Consider the following 22,866-nt stretch of genomic DNA (forward strand, 5'->3'; position numbering starts at 1 on the left):
AATGAATTCGCTCCTACGGTACAGACCGTGTGAAAACGTAGCGAGCGAAGGTCAGGCAAGGCGAAAACAGGCGAGGAAGCGGAGTTTACGTATTGTAAATGAGCATTCCGAGCCTGTTTTCAACGCAGCATGACCGAGCGCAGCAGTTTTCACACAGTCTGGGAGCGAATTCATTCGCGATTTCCATCAGTAAACATCCCTTCTGTAACGCCCCTGCTCGACCAGCTCGGTCACCGCCTGTTCACCCAGCACATCCTTCAACACCTGATCCACACCCGCCGCCATCCCTTGCAGGCTGCCGCAGATATAAATGGCCGCGCCCTGATCCAGCCATGCACGCAACTCATCGGCGGCTTCGCGCAAGCGATCCTGTACGTAGACCTTTTGCGCCTGATCGCGAGAAAACGCCAGATCCAGCCGTTGCAGATCGCCACTGGCCAGCCAGCCTTGCAGCTCGCCGGAACAATAGAAATCATGGGCCTCATTGCGCTCGCCAAACAGCAGCCAGTTGCGCGATTGCCCCTGAGCGATGCGCGCCTTGAGCAGGCTGCGCAAGCCCGCAAGGCCAGTACCGTTGCCCAGCAGGATCAGCGGGACCGGCTCGCTTGGCAGGTGAAAACTGCTGTTACGACGCAGACGCAGGCTGATTGCGCCATTCAGCGCAGCATGCTCGGTCAGCCAGCCAGACCCCAGCCCCAGGCTGCCATCGGGATGCAGCTCCTGACGCACGATCAGTTGCAGCGCACCATCTGCCGGAATCGAAGCAATGGAGTATTCGCGAGCGGCCACTGGCACCAGCGCATTGACCAAGGCTTGAGCATGCAGGCCGACAAGGTGCGCCCGATGCTGCGGCAACTGACGGGTAGCCAAGGCCTGAGCCAGGGTTTCCTGCAAGCCATCCACAGTAACCGGCGCATCCTGAGCGATGCCCAGCCCGCTCAGGAAATGTTCGATGCTGCCTGCGCTGTTGCGTGGCAAGACCTCGATCAGATCACCGGCCAGCCAGGTCGCCGGCCCTGGTGCGACCAGGTCCACCAGAAAGACTTTTGCACCGCTGCTGCCAGGGTTCAACAGTTCGCGACGCACCAGCGTCCAGTTCTCGAAAACCGGGGCCTGCCAGGTCGTGGAAGGCTTGCTGCCGGTCAATAGCCCAAGCTGTTGTTGCCAGTGCTGCAAAGCAGTCGGATCGGCACTGTCGACTTCCACTGGCGCAAACAACGTACGGCCACCGCGCTCGGCCAGCCAGTCATGCAACCGGTGAGCGAAACCGCAGAAATGCTGATACTGCCGGTCGCCAAGGGCGAGGACGGCGTAGTTCAGGTTTTGCAGCGATAACGGGCTGCCCAGCAATTTACGCTCAAAACCACGAGCGCTGTCCGGTGCCTCGCCATCGCCAAACGTACTGACCACAAACAAGGCATTGCTGCTCTGGGTCAGGTCCTGCTCGGTCAGTTCGCCCAGGCGCTGCACACGCACCGGCAAGCCCGCCGCCTGCAATTGCCCGGCGGTCTGCCAGGCCAGTTGTTCGGCAAAGCCGCTCTGGCTGGCAAAACCGATCAGCCATGACGAAGCATCGTCGCTGGCCACCAGACCGCCACGGGCATTCTTGATCTCACGCTTCTTGCGGCGCCGGTCCAGATACAGCAACCAGCCGGTGATAAAGAACAGCGGCATCATCAACGACGCAGCGGTCATGACGATACGCCCGACAATGCCGAAATAACTGCCCACATGCAGCGCGTAATTACTGGCCAGCAGTTGCGCGCCCAGGCTCTTGTCCTCATAACGCACAACAAAATTGATCTTGCCGGTGGCCGGGTCCAGATTGAGGGTGCCAAAGGCACGCGGATGCGGCGAACTCTTTAGCAGGTAGAACACGGTGGCAGGCTGACCACCGCTCGCAGGCAGCCTCAGGTTATAGGAACTCAGTTCAGGCCCGGCCGCCTCCTGAATACTGGCCCAGACCGCATCGTAATCAACAACCAATGGGCCTGAAGGCTGCGTACGCTTCTCGCCTTTGCTCTGCACAACAGGCGGCGGATCGCCCAGCAGTCTGTTCATGCCATTGCTGAACCAGTCATAGGACCAGTTCAGGCCAGTCACGGCGAACAACAGATAAAACAGCAGGCACCAGGTCCCGAATATCGAATGCAGGTCCCAGTTGAAGCTGCGGCCCTTCTTCGCCCAGTCCAGGGTCAGCCAGACGCGCCAGTCAAGCGCCTTGCGCGGCCAGCGCAGGTAAAGGCCGGACAGGCAGAAGAACACCAGAATCAGGGTACAGGCTGCCGTGATCTGCTTGCCGACCTCGCCTGCCGCAAGATAGCGATGCACGTTCAGGATGAAATCGAAGAAACCTTCGCCCACACCACTGCCTCGGATCTCCCCGGTGTAAGGATCGAAATTGCGCTTGGGACCGCGTCGCTGGCCAGGTTCGGGCGTGAAATAGACCTGGGCAACGCGATTGCCCACCGTTTGAACACGAAGAATCGCCACCGTCAGCCCCGTGGCGGCCTCAAGCTTGCGGACCAGTTCAGGCGGCGGCAAGGTTGCGGCACGCTCCTGCACAAGCAGCACGTCAGGATTGAGCGCGTCGAGAATCTCATCCTCGAACGAATACAGCGCACCGGTAATGCCCATCAAGGCCAGAACCAGACCCGCCGTGACTCCGAAGAACCAATGAACCTGAAACAGGACTTTCTTCAACACACCCACTACCTCGCCGGCATTTTGCGGCGCGTAGTATGCGCTAAATGTTATTTGTTCTCATCTTTAAGAAATGGCGTTCCGCCACGCGTGGCGTTGCGCGCCGGGGGTTCATGGGGGCTCAAAACCCTGCACGGCATGTCGAGCGCCGTATGACAAAGACGCATTCTCATACCTTTTCCAACTTTCCACTTACTCAACAACACCAACTAACTTAATAAAAACCCATTCAACCACCGTCACAAAACCTTAACTTACCTACTTACCCACCCAAAATATTTATCCTACAAGACACGACTATCTTTCGCCTTTGACACTCACATTCAAAGCCCCCTAGTCTTCATCTCAAGCAACAAATGAAACACACAAACAGGGATCCAATAACGGTCCCCTTGGAAAATAAGGATATGTCCAATGACCGCACTACTTGAAAGATTAGCCTCTGATGATAATACAACCGGCGACCCGGTCACCGACGAAGCAGTAAAAGCACCCGAAGTGTTCTTTAATGTCTCTTCCGGTAATGACTCCGAGGTTCAACGCGCACCGGGCCTGATACTGACCAAGCAACAAATCGTCAACCTCAAACAATATGAACTGGTCGGTTTGGCATTGCCCACCGAGATTGACGCCGTCATTTCCTATCTGGGCTACAGCAGTGGAGCCGGTGCGGGGCTCGAACCTGAAGACTTTCTGAAAAGTTATAGAATTGTGCATGCGCATGCAAAACGCTGGAGCCCCCTGCGCACCCAATTACTGACGGTAGGCGACAAACTGAAACTGTTTGCCGGCCAGATGGTGGTCTACGGCACGAGCATGGACGACATTTATAACGACATCAGGAGTGGAGCTGTCGTAGAAAAGTTCGACATCAAGACACTGGAAGACGTAAAGCGACTGTCCCAGGAACTGGGTGATAAATTTCCGGGGATCGAACTGAGCGAGGGCGACAAGGAAACCGCAAAAGACATAGGGTTCTACCTCGCCGAGATACTGAGCAAGATCAAGAAAAGCCAGGAAGACGCTCAGGACATCAAGGAAGAGCTGGAGAAATTCGGCCTGGATCTGGCGCTTTACATCACGCCAGAGATCCAGCGCAAAGTCATCGCCATCGATAACAGCTCATTGCCCGCTGATGTAACAAAGCTCAATGACAGTATCGAGCGCAGAGCAAAAGATATCGATGAAAAGAACCGGGAGTACAAGGCAGCCGTTGAAAGATCCCTGGGATCAGTCAGCAAGCTGAATGTTGCCGGCCTTGCGCTGGGCATCTACTTTGGCGTTGAAGCTGAAGGTGTTCGTAAAGCAAGAAACGAACTGATTTCACAACAAACCAGAGAGATCGATGAACTGCAGCTAAAGAACAAGATCCTCGGCTCATTGAACAGAGTCAAATTTGATCTGCAGAATCTCGTGACCGTCGTGATTGACGCAGATATCGCGACCAAAAATCTGATCACCGTCTGGAACAAACTCTACATCTTCATTGAAGACTCCGCACAGTCGTCCGGCGAAATCAATGACGGCCTGTCACTTAGAGTCTTCATGAATCGTTTCAGAAAAGTTGTACAACCATGGAAGACCATCGAACAGGATTCCGATGCGTTACTTAACGTATTCAAAGAAGCCGACGAAGAATTCAAACGGATTTATGGAAAATAAACATGACTACTAGCATTAGCGCCATTGATACCCCACTGAATATAAAGACACCTGACCTGCTGGCCATGTCCGCTAGCCAGAATGCCTTGAGCAGCAAGCTGGTGATTGCAGATGTTCTTTATTCCAAAACTGCCTACCTGCCCAATATTTATCAACGCTTCAAGCGGATCAATAACGCGGTGATCGTTGAACGCCAACGCCTGGGCGGTGCTTGCATGAAGCTCAAGATCGATATCGAGTCCCGAATCGCCCAATTGAGAAAATACGATCAGGAACTCGCCGAAACCAAGGATCAGGATGATCTCAATGACATTCAGGCCGAACGTGCATACACCCTGAAAAACGCCATGACCGTGGCAAGTACAGAAGCAGTAAAGCAGGCCAATGCCCTGAACGAGATGAAAGAAGCCTCCGGTCGTCAGCAGACCCAGGAATTCCAGACAAGCCTTGAACAAGACGTGCTCAAGGCCACAACCGGGATCAACGATACCAACACACTGCTGGCCAGCCTTCAGGAAGAGCGCCGGGTGTTGACCGAAGCCATCGATGCCATTGAAAGCAAAGGGTTCGCCAGCATTGCCAAGGACACCCTTCTCACTGCAGAAAAAGTCATTGCCCTGGGTGTGCAGCCTCCGCAAATCGCGGTGATCACCCTGGCAATCGAGCAGATGAAAGCAACGCTGGAGTATGGTGCCGAGGGGATCAACTTCATCTCCATGATCAAGCGCCGTGACGGCATGCGCGAGCGAATCGACAAGCTGTTTGAAAAAGTGACCCAGAAGGAGAAGGACAAGCAGGCGCTGACTCAGCGTATCGAGTTGATCACATGCTTCCACGCCATGGACGATCAACGCACTCTTTACGTAGAGCAGTATCAGAAAATTGCTCAAACGATAGACAGCTTCCTTGCAATCAATCAGGCAGCCGCACTGGATGAAAAAGAGTTCAGCAGGCGCTTCATCAATACCGGGCTGCAACTGGCCAGCTATCTGCAACCCATCCGCTGATTAGTTCGCACGCTGAATACAAGGGAAATGGCATGTTCCATTTCCCTTGCCCACTACACGACCCATCAGGGACTCAATAATGACTGGGAATCTGATTCATCAAAGCGACCTCACGGGGCTCGACAACTACATGCAGGTCTTGCGCAGACTCCCGGACTCTACCCGCTCATTCAAGGTAGGCCTTGATCTGGTGCCGGCCCGAGAGTACGCCACCTACCGGATACCGGAAATTGCAGAGTTATTGACCAAGGCAAACCAGCACGCCTCCCTCTGGTCGAAAATCCTGCCAGCGATCACTGCACTGCACAGAGAACTTGAGACCTTCCTGGAAAAGCTCATTGAGTCCATCGAGAAGATCAGGAACAGTCAGGATGTCACTCAACAATTCATCGAGCAAAGCAGAAAACGGCTCAGCATGTTCCTGGATGAACTCGATGATCATATTAAAACGTTACAGTCGCTCACCGAAGGCATCTATGGCCTTCTTCCTCGCATCATCGACTTCATGAACAGCAACATCTATCGACACGCCAACGAATACAACCTGATCGTAAAAAACCAGGAGCTGGGTGCTGCGCTGCAAAAGCTCACCGCCTCAATCCCTTTCAATCAAAGAGGCCCAGCGCTTTCCCCCGAGGCCAGACTCAACGGAGCACAAAACTACACACGCCTCGTCCATAGGCAATATGCAGAAGCCTACTGCGCAGCAGCCAATATGAATGCCTACATGGCAAGGATGTCCGACTTGATGGGCGTTGCTTTCTCACACACTCTGAGAATGCGCAAAAACACGCCTGCTTCACGGCCCTATTTAGAGGCAAGGCTGATGCAGGTCAGCCTGAAGGAAATCCAGCGTTTCACACAATCGTTCAATAGCCTGACTGGCAGTTCCGCCTGAGCGGCTACCAGCCCGGCATCCAGAAAAAAGCCCACAATCGCTTGTGGGCTCTTGTGCAACAGGCTGAACGCTTAGACGTAATACGACTTCAGCGGCGGGAAGCCATTGAACTCAACAGCGCTGTAGCTGGTGGTGTAGGCACCGGTGGACAGCCAGTACAGGCGATCACCGATGGCCAGGTTCAGCGGCAGGCCGTACTTGTAGTTTTCGTACATGATGTCGGCGCTGTCACAGGTCGGGCCGGCGATGACCACTTCTTCCATCTCGCCTTTCTTCTCGGTCCAGATCGGGAACTTGATGGCTTCGTCCATGGTTTCGATCAGGCCGGAGAACTTGCCCACATCCGTGTACACCCAACGCTCGACAGCGGTACGCGACTTGCGCGCAACCAGCACGACTTCGCTGACCAGGATACCGGCGTTGGCGATCAGGGAACGACCAGGCTCCAGAATGATTTCCGGCAGGTCATCACCGAAGTCTTCCTTCAGGAAGCGGATGATTTCCTCGGCGTAGGTTTCCAGGCTGTTGGTACGGGTGATGTAGTTGGCCGGGAAGCCGCCACCCATGTTGATCAGCTTGAGTTCGATGCCGTCTTCTTCTTTCAGACGCTCGAAAATCACCTTCACTTTGGCAATGGCCGCGTCCCAGACGCTGATGTCGCGCTGCTGCGAACCCACGTGGAAGGAAATACCGTAAGGCACCAGACCCAGGTCACGAGCCAGGATCAGCAGGTCCATGGCCATGTCGGTCTGGCAACCGAACTTGCGCGACAGAGGCCAGTCGGCAGTGGTCGAGCCTTCGGTCAGGATACGTACGTAGACTTTCGAACCCGGCGCGGCCTTGGCGATGTTGCGCAGGTCAGCTTCCGAGTCGGTCGCGTACAGACGCACGCCCTTGTCGTAGAAGTAACGAATGTCCTTGGACTTCTTGATGGTGTTGCCGTAGCTGATGCGGTCTGCGCCGACGCCACGGCTCAGCACCTTGTCCAGCTCATAGATCGAAGCGATATCGAAGCTCGAGCCTTTTTCCTTGAGCAGGTCGATGATTTCGACCGCCGGGTTAGCCTTGACCGCGTAGTAGACCTGGGCGAATTCAAAACCGGCGCGCAGGTCATCGTAGGCCTGGCTGATCACCTGAGTGTCGATGACGACAAAAGGGGTCTCTTGCTTGTCAGCGAACGACTTGATCTTCTTGAAGGAAGCGTCAGAGAAATAGTCTTCGACCTTGATCGGCATGCTTGGGAACTCCACTTGGCAAACAGATGAATATAAATGGGTGCAAATGAACGCCCTCCGTATCCCCACTTTGGTTCGCCTACTTCCCAAGGCATGTCGCCGAAAGCAAAAAGGCCATGGGGATCATGCCCCTTGGCCTTGCTGTCTCGTCGTCAGTACTTGAGCCGGATGGATCGTTTCCAGCATGGACGTTCGGCGCGAACTTTAGGACCTGAGGGGCCATAGATCAACAAAAAATGTCGCGTTTTGACACACGTTCGGCAGATTGCCGGGTTGATCGTCGTTATAACCGACCCTCATGACAGGCTGATGTTCATTTTCAGGGAACTTGAGTGACGAACAGAGAGCCTTGAAAAGCCTCATTCGGGCACAAAAATGTGTCCACACCGAAAGACTGATCCCTATCTCTTGAGTGAAATTTCCTAGAAAATCCAACCCGCTTGCACCTGAAAACTTCTGCCACTAGCCTGCGCTGCATAGCTGAGAAATCAGTGGTCGGGGGTGAGAGCCCGTTTTCAAAGGTGCATCAATCTGCCAAACCAACGTCAAGACTCATGTATCGATGAGCACGTTATGGCAGCTGTGTGCAGGCAGACTTAAGTCTGGCCGGGTTCCCTTTGATCCGGTCTCTCACCCTGTACATAGCTGCCGCCCTTTGCCGTGTGAGAGCGACAAGTGGTGGTTCAAGACTTTCATAGGGAAAGAACCATGATCAAAATCTCCAACAAATCACCATCCAACCTCGAACAAGACCTCCAACACGCATCAGATCTGCTGCGCTGCGCAGTGGCCACGGCTTATGAAACCAGCGACCAACTCACCGGCCAGAAACGTGACTTGGCGTTTTCAGTGATGCATCTGGTTACTATGGCGCAAGGACTGGTTGAAAGGTCATTGTCAGCTGTCGAGACGTGATGCTGCCGTAGGAATAATGCCGATCAGTTAAGTCAGATTTTCAGGCCTTGTCGCCAGCAAGCTGCCTCCTACAAGTTTGTGCTGTGCCTTAACTGATCGGTATTACGCCGTAGGAGCGACTTCAGTCGCGAATACCGCCCTTCGCGAATGAATTCGCTCCTCCCCCGCATTAGCTCAGCGCTTCAGCCGGAGAAACAATACTGGTCTTCATACCCCGCGAACGGCCGGAGCTCAGGTAAGCGGCAATCGACTCTTGCGTCACCTCACCGAGGAACACTCGCTCGGCATCCAGCACTGGCAGCCAGGCGCGGTTGAACTCGTACATGCGCGACAGCAGGATACGCAAGTGCTCGTCGTAGGCGGCCGTGGCGTTGAACTCGCGCAGGAACTGGGCGCAGGTGCCCTGTTGGCGATGCAGGTCGCGGCGACGCACGTAACCCAGTGCTTTGTTCTCGGCATCGGTGACGACGATGTAGCGACGGTCGTTTTCATCCATCACTTCCAGCGCATCGGCCACCGGGGTTTCCGGGCTCACCGACGGGGCGTTGTCGGCAGCGTCTTCGGCCTTGACCAGCAGCAGGCGCTTGAGGGTGCTGTCCTGGCCGACGAAGTTGCTGACGAACTCATCCGCCGGGTGCGCCAGCAAGGTGTCCGGGTGATCGATCTGCAGCAGTTTGCCTGCACGGAAGATCGCAATCTTGTCGCCCAGCTTGAGGGCTTCGTCGATGTCGTGGCTGACCATGATCACGGTCTTGTTCAATGCACGCTGCATCTCGAAGAATTCGTTCTGGATCATTTCGCGGTTGATCGGGTCGACAGCGCCGAACGGTTCGTCCATCAGCAACACCGGTGCTTCGGCCGCCAGGGCACGAATCACGCCAATACGCTGCTGCTGACCACCGGACAGCTCCCGCGGGTAGCGATGCAGGTACTGCTTGGGCTCAAGCTTGATCATGTTCATCAGTTCGCGGGCACGGTCGTGGCAGCGCTTCTTGTCCCAGCCGAGCAGCTTGGGCACGACCACGATGTTCTCCTCGATGGTCATGTTCGGGAACAGGCCGATCTGCTGGATCACATAACCGATGTTGCGACGCAGGGTCACTTCGTCCAGGTCGGTGGTGTCTTCGCCATTGATCAGCACCTTGCCGGAGGTCGGCACGATCAGGCGGTTGATCATTTTCAGCGTGGTGCTCTTGCCGCAACCCGAAGGCCCGAGAAAGACGCAGATCTCACCTTCATTGACGGTCAGGCTTACCGAGTCCACGGCTTTGACGTCTTTGCCGTTGGAGGTGAAGGTTTTGGTCAGATTCTGAAGTTCGATCATTTGAGCAATCCTTTTGGAGTCAGGCTGCGTTGCAGCCATTGCAGGAGCAAGTCAGCAAAGATGGCCAGAATGCTGACCAGCACCGCGCCGACGATCAGCATCGACATGTCGCTGCGGCTGATTGACGCGAGAATGAGTACGCCCAGGCCACCGGCACCGATGGTGGCGGCGATGGTCATGACACCGATGTTCATCACCACGGCGGTGCGGACACCGGCGAGGATCACCGGCACGGCAATCGGCAACTCGACCATGCGCAAGCGCTGGCCGAAGGTCATGCCGATGCCTTTGGCGGCTTCGCGGATACCGGCGTCTACACCGGTCAGGGCGAGGTAGGTGTTGCGCATGATCGGCAGCAGTGAGTAGAGAAACACCGCCGTGATCGCAGGCAACGGACCAAGACCCTGGCCGAACTTGGAGTAGAACGGCAGCAGCAGGCCGAACAGCGCAATGGACGGCACAGTCAGCAAGACCGTGGCGCTGGCTTGCAGCGGTCCGGCCAGCGCCGGAAAACGGGTCATCAGAATACCCAGGGGAACACCCACCAGAATCGCCAGGCTCACGGCGACTCCGACCAGGGTGATGTGCTGCCAGGTCAGTTGCATGACCTGGGCCCAGTCAAGATGGGAGAAGGCGTCAAAGAAACTCATATCGTCTCCTTCCTTAATTGAGTGGATGCTGGCGCAGGAAGTCTGCGGCAACCGTGGACGGGCTTTCATGACCGACATCGACGCGGGCGTTGAGCTCGATCATGGTCTGGTTATCCAGCAGGTCAGCCAGCGGCTTGAGCAACGTGGCGATTTCCGGATGGGCATCCAGGTACTCCTGGCGGATCACCGGTGCGGCGGTGTAATCCGGGAAGTAATGCTTGTCGTCTTCCAGCACCTTGAGCTTGAAGGCATTCAGGCGTCCGTCGGTGGTGTACACCAGCCCGGCGAAGACTTGCCCGTTACGCAAGGCGGTGTAGACCAGCCCGGCGTCCATCTGACGGGTGTTCTCGCGACCGAGATTCATGTCGTAATGCTTGACCATGCCGAGCAGGCCATCGGAACGATTGGCAAATTCGGTGTCCAGCGCTACGACATGACCCTCTTTGGCTTCGTCCTTGAGCACCTTGGTCAGGTCGCTCATGGTGTTGACCTGCGGGTACTGATCGGCAACGTTCTTCGGCAAAGCCAGGGCGTAGGTGTTGTTGAAACGGGACGGGGAAAGCCAGACCAGACCTTTCTTCGCATCCACTTCCTTCACCCGTGCGTAGGTCTGCTCGCTGTCGAGCTTTTCATCGATATGGTTGTAGGCCACCAGCGACACACCGGTGTATTCCCACAACAGGTCGAGTTGACCGCTTTCCTGTGCGCTGCGGGCCAGGTTGCTGCCCAGGCCGCCCGTGATCTGCACGTCGTAGTTCTTGGTGCGCAGGTATTGCGCGGTGAGTTCGGCGAGCATGGTCTGCTCGGTAAATACCCGTGCGCCAATGCGCAGCAAAGGCTTTTCGGCTGCCTGGGCAAAACCGCTGAACAGCAGCCCGAGGCCCAGTAACAAAGCTAGTTTTTTCATGGTAATTCCTTTCTCTCAGCGGCTCAGGCCGCGCTCCAGCCAGAGACGACTCACCAGAGTGACCAGACCATCGAGCACCAGGGCCAGCAGCGCCGTACACGCCGCACCCAGCAGCAATTGCGGCTGATTGTTCAGGGCAATGCCGGGGAAGATCAGGCTGCCCAGGCTGTTGGCTCCGATCAGGAACGCCAGCGGCGCGGTCCCCACATTGATCGCCAGCGCCACACGAACACCGCCGACGATGATCGGCACGGCATTGGGCAGCTCGACACGCAGCAACACCTGACGCGGTGTCATGCCGATGCCGGTGGCGGCTTCCTTGAGTGAACCCTGAACGTTTTTCAGGCCTTCGTAGGTGTTGCGCACGATGGGCAACAACGAGGCGAGGAACAAAGCGAAGATGGCCGGACCACTGCCGATCCCGAGAATCCCGAGAGCGATGGCCAGAACAGCGAGAGGAGGAACAGTATTGCCAATGTTGAATATCTGCATGAAACGTTCGGCGCGGCCAACCATGTTCGGTCGGCTGAGCGCAATGCCGGCAGGAATACCGACCACGACAGCCGCCAACATTGAAACCAGAACCAGAACCAGATGAGCCTGCAGATAGAACAGCAGATCATCCTTGTACTTCACAAACGTATCGATGCCGATCCAGTGGACCAGCAGGGCCAGGAGTACGATGCCAGCTGTACCTCCCAATAGCCCCTTGCCATAGCGATTAGCCACGGGCGGACTCCTTATTTCAGTCGGCGAACGCGCTGTCTTTGACGCCCGGTAATGAGCGCCTGCAGTTACGTTCGCGAAGAGCAGCAGGTGGATCGCCAGTGAGGATTTTTCCTCGGCGAAGACACAGGCCATGAGCGCAGCTTCGTCAAGCTAACTTGCTGATTTATCAGCTCTTGAAGCAGGCTATACATAACCGGTTACAAGAGAGTGGACGTCTCCACGGTCTGAAAGGTTCCCACGTGAGACACCAATTGGCCACCCCGAATCGACTGAACGGCTCGGTTATTGCTTTGAGTTGAGCTATAATCTGCGCCCTTTTTTGACTCTCTTTCAGGCGATTTCCCATGACCCAACAGGCCGCCGAAGTCGCGAAACGCCGCACTTTCGCCATTATTTCCCACCCGGACGCCGGTAAAACCACCATCACGGAAAAACTGCTCCTGATGGGCAAGGCCATTTCCGTCGCCGGTACGGTCAAATCCCGTAAATCCGATCGTCATGCCACATCCGACTGGATGGAAATGGAGAAACAGCGCGGCATCTCCATCACCACCTCGGTCATGCAGTTCCCGTATCGCGAGCACATGATCAACCTGCTCGACACCCCGGGCCACGAAGACTTCTCCGAAGACACCTACCGCACCCTGACGGCAGTGGACTCGGCGCTGATGGTGCTGGACGGCGGTAAAGGCGTAGAGCCACGCACCATCGCCCTGATGGATGTCTGCCGTCTGCGCGACACGCCCATCGTCAGCTTCATCAACAAACTCGACCGCGACATCCGCGACCCTATCGAACTGCTGGACGAGATCGAAGCGGTCCTGAAGATCAAGGCTGCGCCGATCACCTGGCCGATTGGCTGCTACCGCGACTTCAAGGGTGTCTATCACCTGGCCGACGACTACATCATCGTCTACACCGCCGGTCACGGTCATGAACGCACCGAAACCAAAATCATCCAGAAACTGGACTCGGACGAAGCACGCGCTCACCTGGGCGACGAGTACGACCGTTTTGTCGAGCAACTGGAGCTGGTGCAGGGTGCCTGCCACGAGTTCAATCAGGAAGAGTTCATCAACGGTCAACTGACCCCGGTGTTCTTCGGTACTGCATTGGGCAACTTCGGTGTCGATCACGTGCTCGATGCCGTGGTGGACTGGGCACCGAAACCTCTGGCGCGAGTCGCCAACGAGCGCAGCGTAGAGCCGGTGGAAGAGAAATTCAGCGGTTTCGTGTTCAAGATCCAGGCGAACATGGACCCGAAACACCGCGACCGTATCGCCTTCATGCGCATCTGTTCGGGCCGTTACGACAAGGGCATGAAAATGCGCCATGTGCGTCTGGGCAAGGATGTACGGATCGGCGACGCCCTGACCTTCTTCTCCTCCGAGCGCGAGCAGCTTGAAGAGGCGTATGCGGGCGACATCATCGGCCTGCACAACCACGGTACGATCCAGATCGGCGATACCTTTACCGAAGGCGAAAGCCTGGGCTTCACCGGTATCCCGCACTTCGCCCCGGAACTGTTCCGCCGCGTGCGCCTGAAAGATCCGCTCAAGTCCAAGCAACTGCGCCAGGGCCTGCAACAACTGGCCGAAGAAGGCGCAACGCAGGTGTTTTTCCCGCAGCGCAGCAACGACATCATCCTCGGCGCCGTCGGTGTGCTGCAGTTCGATGTGGTCGCCAGCCGCCTGAAGGAAGAGTACAAGGTCGAATGCGCCTACGAGCCGATCACCGTCTGGTCTGCCCGCTGGATCGACTGCGCGGACAAGAAGAAGCTCGAAGAGTTTGAAAACAAGGCTGTGGAAAACCTGGCACTGGACGGCGGCGGTCACCTGACCTACCTGGCCCCGACCCGCGTCAACCTGGCCCTGATGGAAGAACGCTGGCCAGACGTGAAATTCCGCGCAACCCGCGAGCACCATTGATCTGTGGGGGGCGAATTCATTCGTGAAGATTTTCGCGAATGAATTCGTTCCTACCGGATTGCCAGCTTTTCCTGCATGAAATCCAGAAAACACTGAATCCTCAGCGCCAGCGTTGAATTGCGGTAATACACCGCATGAATCGGCTGTCGGTAACCGCTATTGGCTTCGGCCAGTACCACTACAAGACGTCCTTCGCGAATGTCTTCATGGGTCATGAAGTGCGACAGGCACACGATCCCCTCTCCCGCCAACGCCAAGTGCCGCAAGGTGTCGCCACTGGACGCCGACAAGGCAGGCCGAATCAGCCAGCGATCCCCCTCCGCATGCCGCAACGGCCAGCGATTCAGGGTTTCGCTATGGGAAAAGCCCAACAACGTATGGTTTGCCAGATCCTCCACCGAAGCAGGCATGCCATGCCGTTGCAGGTAATCCGGGCTGGCCAGGATATTGAGCGGGGAAGCCCCCAGAGAACGGGCATGCAGGGTTGAGTCGGCCAGAGGCCCGATGCGGATGGCGAGGTCGGTGTTTTGCTCAAGCAGGTCGATCACCAGATCGTTGCTGTTGAGCTCAAGCTGAATGTCCGGGTAAAGCTCGCGAAACTCGGCCACGTAAGGCACGACCGAGTGCAGCATGAACGGCGAAGCGGCATTGATGCGCAGGCGACCGGACGGCTTTTGTCGGGACAGGGACAAGTGCTCTTCCAGATCCTCCATCTGTTCAAGAATCTGCCGGGCACGCGCCAGAAAGAACTTGCCCTCCTCCGTCAGATCCATGCGCCGCGTGGTGCGGTTGATCAGTGTGGTTTCCAGCTTCGCCTCAAGGCGCGACAAGGTCCGGCTGACCCCGGAAGGCGTTTGCCCCAACTGCTCGGCAGCGGCAGAAATCGACCCGCTTTCGATCACAGAAACAAAGACCTGCAATTCATCGGACCTGGCTTTCATGCGTTCACTCGCCCTCATCAAACAAAACGCAACATCATGAATTAAATGGAGTTTCCGTAGGAGCGAATTCATTCGCGAAACGCCCGTCCATCCAAAAAATTCTATCGCTTTCAATGACGTTCGCGAATGAATTCGCTCCTACACCTCAAACACTTTGGCCAGATGCGCTTCATAGCGCTTCACATCGCTGTCGATATCCGGACGTTTCATCACGTCCACCGCCAGGAAGGTCGGCAAGCCGGTCATTCCCAGAAACTGGTTGGCCTTGTGAAACGGGAAGTACACCGCATCCACGCCCTTGGCTTCAAAGAAATCCGTCGGGTCATCGAAGGCCTGCTGCGGCGCATTCCAGGTCGCGGAGATCATGTACTGCTTGCCGTGCAGCAAACCGCCACTGCCGTATTTCTGCGAAGCATCGGAACGGGTGCGGCCGTCGTTGGCGTACAGGCTGCCATGGCCTTCGGTGAACACTTCATCGATGTACTTTTTCACGGTCCAGGGCGCGCCCATCCACCAGCCCGGCATCTGCCAGACAATGACATCCGCCCAGAGAAACTTCTGCACTTCTTCGGCCAGATCGTAACCGCCGTCGATAAAGGTTTCCTTCACGTCGAACCCGACGCGGTCCATGAATGCCACACCGGCTTCATGCAAGGTCGCGTTGTAGCGGCCTTCCGAGTGAGCGAATTGTTTGCCGCCGTTCAAAAACAGAATCTTTTTCATGCCAGCCTCATGGATAAATGCTTGAAGACCCGGCCGGTCGAAAGCCGGATCGAAAGTCAAAAACGATGGCAGCAGAATAAAGAAACACGTGCCGGTGAGTAATAAGCCCTCAGGCAAAATACTTTTGCCTGAGGATCACGAATCAGCCACCCATTATTGAGTTAAACGTGATCAGCCCGCTATCAGCAAATGCAGCCCCAAGGCTCCCATCCCGATAAAGAACACTCTCTTGAACACCAGCGCGCTGATGCGCTGGCGCAACCATTGGCCCAACAGCATGCCCAGCAAGGCCGGGATCAGCGCCAGCAGTGAAGCACCCAGCTCACCCCCACCCAGCGAACCGTTCCACAGCAAGCCAGCCGCCAGCGCCAATGTCGAAACGGTGAATGACAATCCCAGCGCCTGAACCAGTTCATTACGCTCAAGCCCCAGCGCTTGCAGGTAAGGCACGGCAGGAATCACGAACACGCCGGTGGCCGACGTGATGACCCCGGTGATGAAACCGCATACCGGCCCGAGCCAGCGCTCGGCACTGGCGGCAACCCTGAGCGTGGGCAGAAACAACCCGCTCAGCGCATAGAGCAACAAGGCTGCGCCCAGTGCCCGGGTCATGGAATGCCCGCCACTCATGCCCAGCCAGAACGAGCCCAGACTTGTGCCGATCACGATCAGGCTCAGTAGCGGCCACAGACGCTTGAGCAACGGTCGAAGATGCCCGCCGGTCGCCAGTTGCCAGAGGTTGGTGACCGTCGAAGGAATGATCAGCAGGGCCGCAGCCTGTGCCGGTAGCATGGCCAGCCCCAACAGCCCCATGGCCACGGTCGGCAAACCAAGCCCGATCACGCCCTTGACTGTTCCGGCCAGCAGAAACGTGCCGATCACCAGCGCCGTGATGCCCCAGCCGGCAGCCTGGTAAAAATCCAGGAGTGTATTCATGGCTCTATCCTGAGCCAGCCTCAATCAGTGATTGAGGCTGAATCTATAGGTTTACTCAGTAACCCAGCGACAACCCGGTATTGCGACGCGGGTCATTGGCACCGTAGAAACGGTTGTTGCCCACCGGCTTGCCTTCCAGCGAGGGGGCACCCACCAGAATTGCAGCGAGGTGGTTAAGCGGCTGAGCCCCTGCGAATTTGTGTCCCCAGCTTTCGAGGATCTTGCGCGTATCAGGGCTGACCGCGAACTCCTCCAGGTTGGTCGTCTCCGGCTGCCATTGCTGATGGAAGCGTGGGGCATCGACGGCTTCCTGAATGTTCATGCCGTAGTCGATCACGTTGAGCATGGTCAGCCAGGTCGCCGTAATGATCCGGCTGCCACCCGGCGTGCCGACGACCATCACCACCTTGCCGTCCTTGGTGACGATGGTCGGGCTCATGGAAGACAGCGGCGTCTTGCCCGGCGCGATGGCGTTGGCTTCACCCTGCACCAGCCCGAACATGTTGGGCACGCCGACCTTGGTGGTGAAATCGTCCATCTCGTCGTTGAGAATGATACCGGTCTTGCTGGCCATGACTCCGGCACCGAACCAGTTGTTGAGGGTATAGGTCACTGAAACCGCGTTGCCCCATTTATCCATGATGGAGTAATGGGTGGTGTTATTGCCTTCATGGGGCGCGACACCCGGCTTGATCTTGTTGGAATCACCGGCCTTTTGCGGCTCGATGGCGTCGCGCAGTTTGGCCGCGTAGCTCTTGTCCAGCAGTTGCGCGATAGGGTTCTTGACGAAATCCGGGTCGCCCAGATAGCTGTTGCGGTCGACATAGGCGTGACGCATCGCTTCGATCTGGTAGTGCGTGCCCTGTGCCGAGCGGAAGCCCAGCTCTTTCATCGGGTAGCCTTCAAGGATATTCAGCATCTGGCAGATAACCACGCCGCCGGAACTGGGTGGCGGAGCCGAAATCACGTGATAGCCACGGTAGTCGCATTCAACGGGGGCCAGTTCGCGGGGCTTGTAGTGGTCGAGGTCGGCCTGGGTGATGATGCCCTTGCCTGCCTGACTGGAATCCACCAGCGCCTTGGCGACCCAGCCCTTGTAGAAACCATCGTTACCCTTGCTGGAGATTTCCTCCAGCGTCTTTGCCAGATCTTTTTGCACGAGTTTCTGACCGACTTTCATCGGCTCGCCCTTGTCCAGGAAGATCGAACCCGAGTCGGCCATGTCCGCCCGGAACACATCAGTGGCGGTCGACAGCAGATCGACATCGCCCTGCTGCAGGACAAAGCCGTCTTCGGCGAGCTTGATGGCCGGTGCAATCACTTCCTCACGTTTGCGAGTGCCGTATTTGCTCAGCGCCAGCTCCATGCCCGCGACCGTGCCCGGCACGGCCACAGACAAATGGCCTTTGGAACTGAGGTCAGGAATGACATTGCCTTGCTTGTCCAGGTACATGTCGGCCGTGGCCGCCAGCGGGGCCTTCTCGCGGAAATCCAGGAACGTCTTGCGCCCGTCAGCCAGTTGAATGGTCATGAAACCACCACCGCCCAGGTTGCCTGCTGCGGGGTAAACCACCGCCAGTGCATACCCCACCGCCACCGCGGCATCGACAGCATTTCCGCCGTTCTTGAGGACATCGACGCCCACATGGGTCGCAAGATGTTGAGCGGTCACCACCATACCGTTTTCGGCGGCGACCGGTGCCTGGGAGGCGGCGTGAACGGGGGCGTAAGCCAGAATGAGTGCGGTCGCGATCAGCGACCTGGCGAGGGGTTCAAACTTCATGTCGTTCCTTCTTTTCCTGAGTCGGGGACGTTTGACAAGCGTCATGCAAAACGCCTCAAGGCCGTATGCGGCACTCTTGCGCGGGTCAAACGCCATCCAAAGTAGCGGTTCCTGCCGTCGCTGCCAACAACCGGGCCTGGCGAGACACTCAACGACCATGGGGTTTATGGGATAAGATCGCGCCTTGAAATGAGAATCATCCATATCACCATCGGCCCGCTGCCTTCCAGGAAACACCATGACATCCGCTGTCGCCGCTCCACGCATTCTGGTCGTCGATGACCACCGCAAGATCCGCGACCCGCTGGCCGTCTACCTGCGTCGCCACGAGTTCGAGGTGCGCACGGCGGAAGATGCTGCGGGCATGTGGCAGTTGCTCCGGCAGCAGGCATTCGATGTCATCGTGCTGGATGTGATGCTGCCCGATGGCGACGGTTTCGAGCTGTGCAGCAGGCTGCATCGTCGCGAGAACATTCCGGTGATTCTGCTCACGGCCCGCGACACCTGTGCCGACCGGGTTCGTGGCCTGGATATCGGCGCAGACGATTACGTCACCAAGCCGTTCGAGCCTCGCGAACTGGTGGCGCGGATCCACAGTCTGTTACGCCGGCGCGGCACTGGCCTGAGCCGGTCGGACAGCACGCTGCCACCCGCCGACACTTCGGAACGGGCACAGGGTTATGCATTCGCCGACCTGAGTTTCAGCGCAAGCAACAGCACCCTGACCCGTCCCGATGGCTCGGCGGTGCGGCTCAGTACTGTGGAAAGCCGTCTGCTGCAGGTCCTGCTCGCCAACCCCAATACCGTCCTGAGCCGCCAAAAACTGATCGACCTGACCAGCCGTCCCGGCACAGAAGTGTTCGACCGCGCCATCGACCGACAGATCAGCCGCCTGCGCCGCAAGCTCGATGACAATCCGCTGGAGCCGGATCTGCTGCGCACCATCTGGGGCGACGGTTATATGCTGGCGGCCACTGTTACCCTGCTCGACCCATGAAGCTGTTGCGTCGTTTATGGCCAAGGCGCATGGCCCATCAACTGGGTGTGTTGCTGCTGCTTGCACTGCTGGCTTCCAACGCCATCGCCATGCTCTACCTGCAACGCACCGGCGCCCTGATTCATCCACTGTCACGCACGCTGGCCATTGAACGACTGATCACCGCCTACCATGTCGCACAAGGCTTGTCCGCCGAAGATGCCTCGCGCCTGCTGGCCTCAATGCAGACACCTGACTCGCACTTCTGGGTCGCCAGCAACGCCATTGCCGATACCAGCGGCATGCGCCCGGAAGAACAGCGTCTGGTCAGCGATCTCAGAAAACGCCTGACGCTGCCCGCCAATCCACTTATCGGCATGCAGCTGGAGCGCATCAGCGGAGGCCCGGCACGGGAGCATGTCTTTGTGGCAGCCGGTTGGGCACCCCTGCGGCTGCGCACCAGCATCGCGTTGCCTGACGGCAAACAGTTGAACGCCATCCAGCATCCGGCAGGCGGTTACGAATGGGGCCGCATGCTGGCCTACACCTTGCCGGTCACTACCATTCCGGTATTGCTGATCGTGATCTTTTTCATGCGCCGGGTGGTGCAGCCGGTCAAGACACTGGCCCAGGCAACCGAGCGGGTCAGTCGCGGGGAATGGATATCGCCGCTGCCGCTCTCGGGCCCGCAAGAGGCTCGGGACCTGACCAAGGCTTTCAACGTGATGCAGGAACGCATCGCCCGCCACGTCGAAGGCCGCACGCGGATGCTGGCCGCCATCAGCCATGACCTGAATACGCCCATCACCGAATTGCGTCTGCAAATGGAATTGCTGGAAGACAGCCCTGAACGCGATGACATGCTCGACAGCCTGGATGAGCTGAGCGCCATGGTGCGCGAGACACTGAATTTTGTGCGCGGCGATGCAGTGCAGGAAGCGACGGTCAGAATATCCCTGAGCGCCCTGCTCGACGACCTCGCCCGCCGCTATCAGAGCATGGGCCAGCCGATAGTCTGGGAGCGCGGGCAAGAAGTGCATTGCCACTGCCGCCCACTGGCGCTCAAGCGAGCACTGACCAATCTGATCGACAATGCCTTGCGCCATGCCGGGGATGCGACTGTGAGCCTGGCTGTAGAAGGTTCGGAAATCCACCTGGAAATCCTCGACCACGGGCCGGGCATCAAACAAGCCTGGCTGACCCAGGTGTTCGAGCCCTTCGTGCAATTGAGCCACAGCGGCGCGGATAACACCCATGGCGGGCTAGGCCTGGGTCTGGCCATCGCCCGCTCCTGCATCCAGGCACACGGCGGCGAACTCACCCTGGAAAACCGCCCGCCTGCGGGATTATGTGCGGTTGTAAGGTTGCCCTCTGTTCGCGAATGAATTCGCTCCTACCCCGCTCGCCGTGGGAGCGAATTCATTCGCGAAAAAGCTCAATCAGAACCGCACTGTCGTACTCGCCCACAAGGTACGGCCATAGTTCACGGTGCCATAGGTTTCATCATCCAGACGGCGATTGGTCACGTTATACAGCGCGCCATTGAGCGATATGTTTTTGGTCAGCTCATAAGACCCGCCAAAGTCAGCCGTGGTGTAGGCCGGTGAGGCTTCGTCGGTGAGGGTGTTGCCGTATTCCTTGCCGTAGTAATTGGTGGCTGCCCACAGTTGGGTGCGGTCGTTCAGTTGCCATTCGGCGCGCAGGTTGGCTTTGCGCTCCGGCGTCAGGGCCAGTGGCGCGCCGGCGTTGGCACCGCTCTTCTGCTCGGAATCGGTATAGGTGAAGTTGCCCTTGATCGCGACGGCCGATGTCACATCCCAGCGACCATTCAACTCGACGCCCTGGATCACGGCTTTATCAACGTTGACCCGGTCCATGACCGTGAAACCGTTCCACACTTCTGTGGTGGTTACAGTCGACAGCTTGTCCTGGAAGTCGTTGTAGAACACGGTCGCGCCAGCGGACAGGTTATTGCGGTTGGACCACAACGCCGAGAGTTCATAGTTGGTGCTGGTTTCCGGCTTGAGGTCCGGGTTGCCGAACATCACGAACCTGTTGCGGCGCAGGTAGGAGTAACCGGGCACCACAGCCCGCACTTCGGGTGCCTTGAAGCCACGGGCGACACCGCCCTTGAAGGTCCAGTCATCCGTCGCACGCCACACACCATAAACCCGCGGGCTGAAATGCACGCCGTACTGTTCGTGATCGTCCATGCGCAGGCCGGTGGTCAGGGAGAACGTATCAGTCATCGACCATTCGTTTTCGGCAAACAACGCTTTCTGCACAACCGAGAATTCGTAGTTTTTCCGGTCGCCCAGGCCCTGATTCCAGTCGGTGACGGTGGTGTCGTTCCACTGCATGCCAACCGTGGTGATGTTGTGTTCGGTGGGCATCACCAGCTTGGCGTCGAATACGGTGTTCTCGACTTCCGGCTTGCGACCCAGCACATCGGTCTGGGTCGAATCGGCTCGACCTTCGCGGCTGGACTTTTCATACGCCAGCGACACATCGGAAGTCGCCCAGCCCCAGCGGCCCTGATGGGAAATGGACCAGTGATCGCGGTTGTTTTCCTGCTCGCGGGTCGCCCAGTTGGCGCTCAGGCCATCGCCGTTTTTCAGGCGGGTTGCACCGGCTTCCAGCAGGATTTCGTGGTCGGCATTCGGGGTAATCGCCAGGCGCGCCGTGAGGTCACGGTGATCTGCCTTGCTGAAGCCATTGGTCTGTTCGATGTCGTCATCGGCCTGACGGTCCAGATAACGTCCCCACACCTGCATACCCAGCAGGTCTTCCTTGATCGGGCCGCTAAGGTAGAACTGGGTCTGGCGGGCATTGCCCTGATCGCTGTGCTGGCGAGCCGAATAATCGTAAGTGATCGAACCGCCCCATTCCGGCGTTACCTTGCGGGTGATGATGTTGATGACGCCGCCGATGGCATCGGAGCCGTACAACGAAGACATCGGGCCACGTACCACTTCGATTCGCTCGATGGCTTCGGCAGGCGGAATGAAACTCTGTTCGTAACCGCTGTTGCCGTTGACCCGTGATTCGCGAGCGCTCTGGCGCTTGCCGTCCACCAGGATCAGCGTGTAATCGGCGGGCATGCCGCGAATGGAAATGTCGGTTTCGTTGGCACCACCGTTTACGGTGACACCCTCCACATCACGCACCGCATCGGTCAGGTCCCGGAAAGATTTCTTGCGCAGCTCGTCACCGGTAATGACGGTCATCGAGGCAGGAGCATCCTCCAGGTTCTGCTCATAACCGGCCGCCGTCACCACCACGTCTGCAATCGACAGCACGTTGGCCGACTCTTCGGTTTCGGTCTGCTCTTGTGCATACACCTGACCCGAAGCCAGACACGCCAGCGCCAGTTTGATCATCACAGCCGAAGGCCGCAAACGGAGGGGAGAATGCATGGAACGTCCTTACGATTCAAATAAGTAAAAGAGAATCGTATGCATCTGCATTCATGAAGGTTGGACAAGATGTGACAAGACGGCAAAAACACTCGCTGATTGCCAGAGATTCGCTGCCACGCTAGCGGGATGA

Annotated in this window: 18 protein-coding genes; 7 read left to right on the plus strand and 11 right to left on the minus strand. The window is 57.5% G+C overall.

Going from position 1 to position 22,866, the window contains the following annotated elements; genetic code table 11:
- Positions 1–186 precede the first annotated feature (186 nt).
- Entirely contained in the window at positions 187–2,703 is a 2,517-nt protein-coding gene (locus K5D32_RS22425; protein ID WP_221601874.1) for a sulfite reductase flavoprotein subunit alpha, read from the minus strand.
- Between the two features lie 414 nt (positions 2,704–3,117).
- Between K5D32_RS22425 and K5D32_RS22430 the strand changes: the two genes are divergently transcribed.
- The 3 genes from K5D32_RS22430 to K5D32_RS22440 all read left to right on the plus strand — a co-directional run bounded on the left by K5D32_RS22430 (position 3,118) and on the right by K5D32_RS22440 (position 6,270).
- Complete coding sequence (locus K5D32_RS22430) at positions 3,118–4,365, plus strand: alpha-xenorhabdolysin family binary toxin subunit A (RefSeq protein ID WP_221601857.1); 1,248 nt, start codon at positions 3,118–3,120, stop codon at positions 4,363–4,365.
- A 2-nt stretch (positions 4,366–4,367) separates the two neighbouring features.
- A complete protein-coding gene (locus tag K5D32_RS22435; RefSeq protein ID WP_221577679.1) occupies positions 4,368–5,372 on the plus strand; it encodes an alpha-xenorhabdolysin family binary toxin subunit B in 1,005 nt (334 codons plus the stop codon).
- 79 nt (positions 5,373–5,451) lie between these two features.
- On the plus strand, positions 5,452–6,270 hold the full coding sequence (locus tag K5D32_RS22440) for a hypothetical protein (RefSeq protein ID WP_221601859.1): 819 nt from the start codon (positions 5,452–5,454) through the stop codon (positions 6,268–6,270).
- A gap of 71 nt (positions 6,271–6,341) precedes the next feature.
- Here the strand turns inward: K5D32_RS22440 and K5D32_RS22445 are convergent, their stop codons facing one another.
- Positions 6,342–7,505, minus strand: a complete 1,164-nt coding sequence (locus tag K5D32_RS22445) for a type III PLP-dependent enzyme (protein WP_025258414.1) — start codon at positions 7,503–7,505, stop codon at positions 6,342–6,344.
- Between the two features lie 708 nt (positions 7,506–8,213).
- On the opposite strand from K5D32_RS22445, the gene K5D32_RS22450 reads away from it, so the two are divergent.
- Positions 8,214–8,420: a DUF6124 family protein gene (locus tag K5D32_RS22450; RefSeq protein ID WP_221593843.1), complete on the plus strand. Its 207-nt coding sequence runs from the start codon at positions 8,214–8,216 to the stop codon at positions 8,418–8,420.
- Positions 8,421–8,589: 169 nt separating this feature from the next.
- Here K5D32_RS22450 and K5D32_RS22455 read toward each other — a convergent pair whose 3' ends face one another.
- Genes K5D32_RS22455 through K5D32_RS22470 form a run of 4 tightly spaced genes read right to left on the minus strand, consistent with a single transcriptional unit; the run spans position 8,590 to position 12,030 of the window.
- Positions 8,590–9,744 (minus strand): betaine/proline/choline family ABC transporter ATP-binding protein, encoded by a 1,155-nt coding sequence (locus K5D32_RS22455; protein ID WP_221601861.1) that lies wholly within the window; start codon positions 9,742–9,744, stop codon positions 8,590–8,592.
- Positions 9,741–10,394, minus strand: a complete 654-nt coding sequence (locus tag K5D32_RS22460; protein ID WP_221601863.1) for an ABC transporter permease — start codon at positions 10,392–10,394, stop codon at positions 9,741–9,743. The genes K5D32_RS22455 and K5D32_RS22460 overlap by 4 nt, the downstream gene beginning before the upstream one ends.
- 13 nt (positions 10,395–10,407) lie before the next feature.
- Positions 10,408–11,301: a glycine betaine ABC transporter substrate-binding protein gene (locus tag K5D32_RS22465; RefSeq protein ID WP_200994818.1), complete on the minus strand. Its 894-nt coding sequence runs from the start codon at positions 11,299–11,301 to the stop codon at positions 10,408–10,410.
- Positions 11,302–11,316: 15 nt separating this feature from the next.
- Positions 11,317–12,030: an ABC transporter permease gene (locus K5D32_RS22470; RefSeq protein ID WP_198727343.1), complete on the minus strand. Its 714-nt coding sequence runs from the start codon at positions 12,028–12,030 to the stop codon at positions 11,317–11,319.
- A 344-nt stretch (positions 12,031–12,374) separates the two neighbouring features.
- Between K5D32_RS22470 and K5D32_RS22475 the strand changes: the two genes are divergently transcribed.
- Positions 12,375–13,958, plus strand: a complete 1,584-nt coding sequence (locus K5D32_RS22475; RefSeq protein ID WP_198727345.1) for a peptide chain release factor 3 — start codon at positions 12,375–12,377, stop codon at positions 13,956–13,958.
- Between the two features lie 50 nt (positions 13,959–14,008).
- On the opposite strand, the gene K5D32_RS22480 is transcribed toward K5D32_RS22475, so the two are convergent.
- The 4 genes from K5D32_RS22480 to ggt form a co-directional block, all read right to left on the minus strand.
- Complete coding sequence (locus tag K5D32_RS22480; RefSeq protein WP_221601865.1) at positions 14,009–14,899, minus strand: LysR family transcriptional regulator; 891 nt, start codon at positions 14,897–14,899, stop codon at positions 14,009–14,011.
- 138 nt (positions 14,900–15,037) lie between these two features.
- Positions 15,038–15,622, minus strand: coding sequence for an NAD(P)H-dependent oxidoreductase (locus K5D32_RS22485; protein WP_221601867.1), 585 nt, complete (start codon positions 15,620–15,622; stop codon positions 15,038–15,040).
- Between the two features lie 171 nt (positions 15,623–15,793).
- Complete coding sequence (locus tag K5D32_RS22490; RefSeq protein WP_221601868.1) at positions 15,794–16,558, minus strand: sulfite exporter TauE/SafE family protein; 765 nt, start codon at positions 16,556–16,558, stop codon at positions 15,794–15,796.
- A 55-nt stretch (positions 16,559–16,613) separates the two neighbouring features.
- Positions 16,614–18,341, minus strand: coding sequence for a gamma-glutamyltransferase (gene ggt, locus K5D32_RS22495; RefSeq protein WP_221577671.1), 1,728 nt, complete (start codon positions 18,339–18,341; stop codon positions 16,614–16,616).
- Positions 18,342–18,579: 238 nt separating this feature from the next.
- Between ggt and K5D32_RS22500 the strand changes: the two genes are divergently transcribed.
- Complete coding sequence (locus K5D32_RS22500; protein WP_221577670.1) at positions 18,580–19,338, plus strand: response regulator transcription factor; 759 nt, start codon at positions 18,580–18,582, stop codon at positions 19,336–19,338.
- A 29-nt stretch (positions 19,339–19,367) separates the two neighbouring features.
- On the plus strand, positions 19,368–20,702 hold the full coding sequence (locus K5D32_RS22505; RefSeq protein ID WP_221601869.1) for an ATP-binding protein: 1,335 nt from the start codon (positions 19,368–19,370) through the stop codon (positions 20,700–20,702).
- Positions 20,703–20,756: 54 nt separating this feature from the next.
- Here K5D32_RS22505 and K5D32_RS22510 read toward each other — a convergent pair whose 3' ends face one another.
- The gene (locus K5D32_RS22510) at positions 20,757–22,733 is read right to left on the minus strand and encodes a TonB-dependent receptor domain-containing protein (protein WP_221601870.1); all 1,977 of its coding nucleotides are present in this window, start codon (positions 22,731–22,733) and stop codon (positions 20,757–20,759) included.
- Positions 22,734–22,866: the final 133 nt, after the last annotated feature.

It is taken from the genome of Pseudomonas cichorii, from assembly GCF_019719005.1.
GTDB classification, from domain to species: Bacteria; Pseudomonadota; Gammaproteobacteria; order Pseudomonadales; family Pseudomonadaceae; genus Aquipseudomonas; species Aquipseudomonas cichorii_E.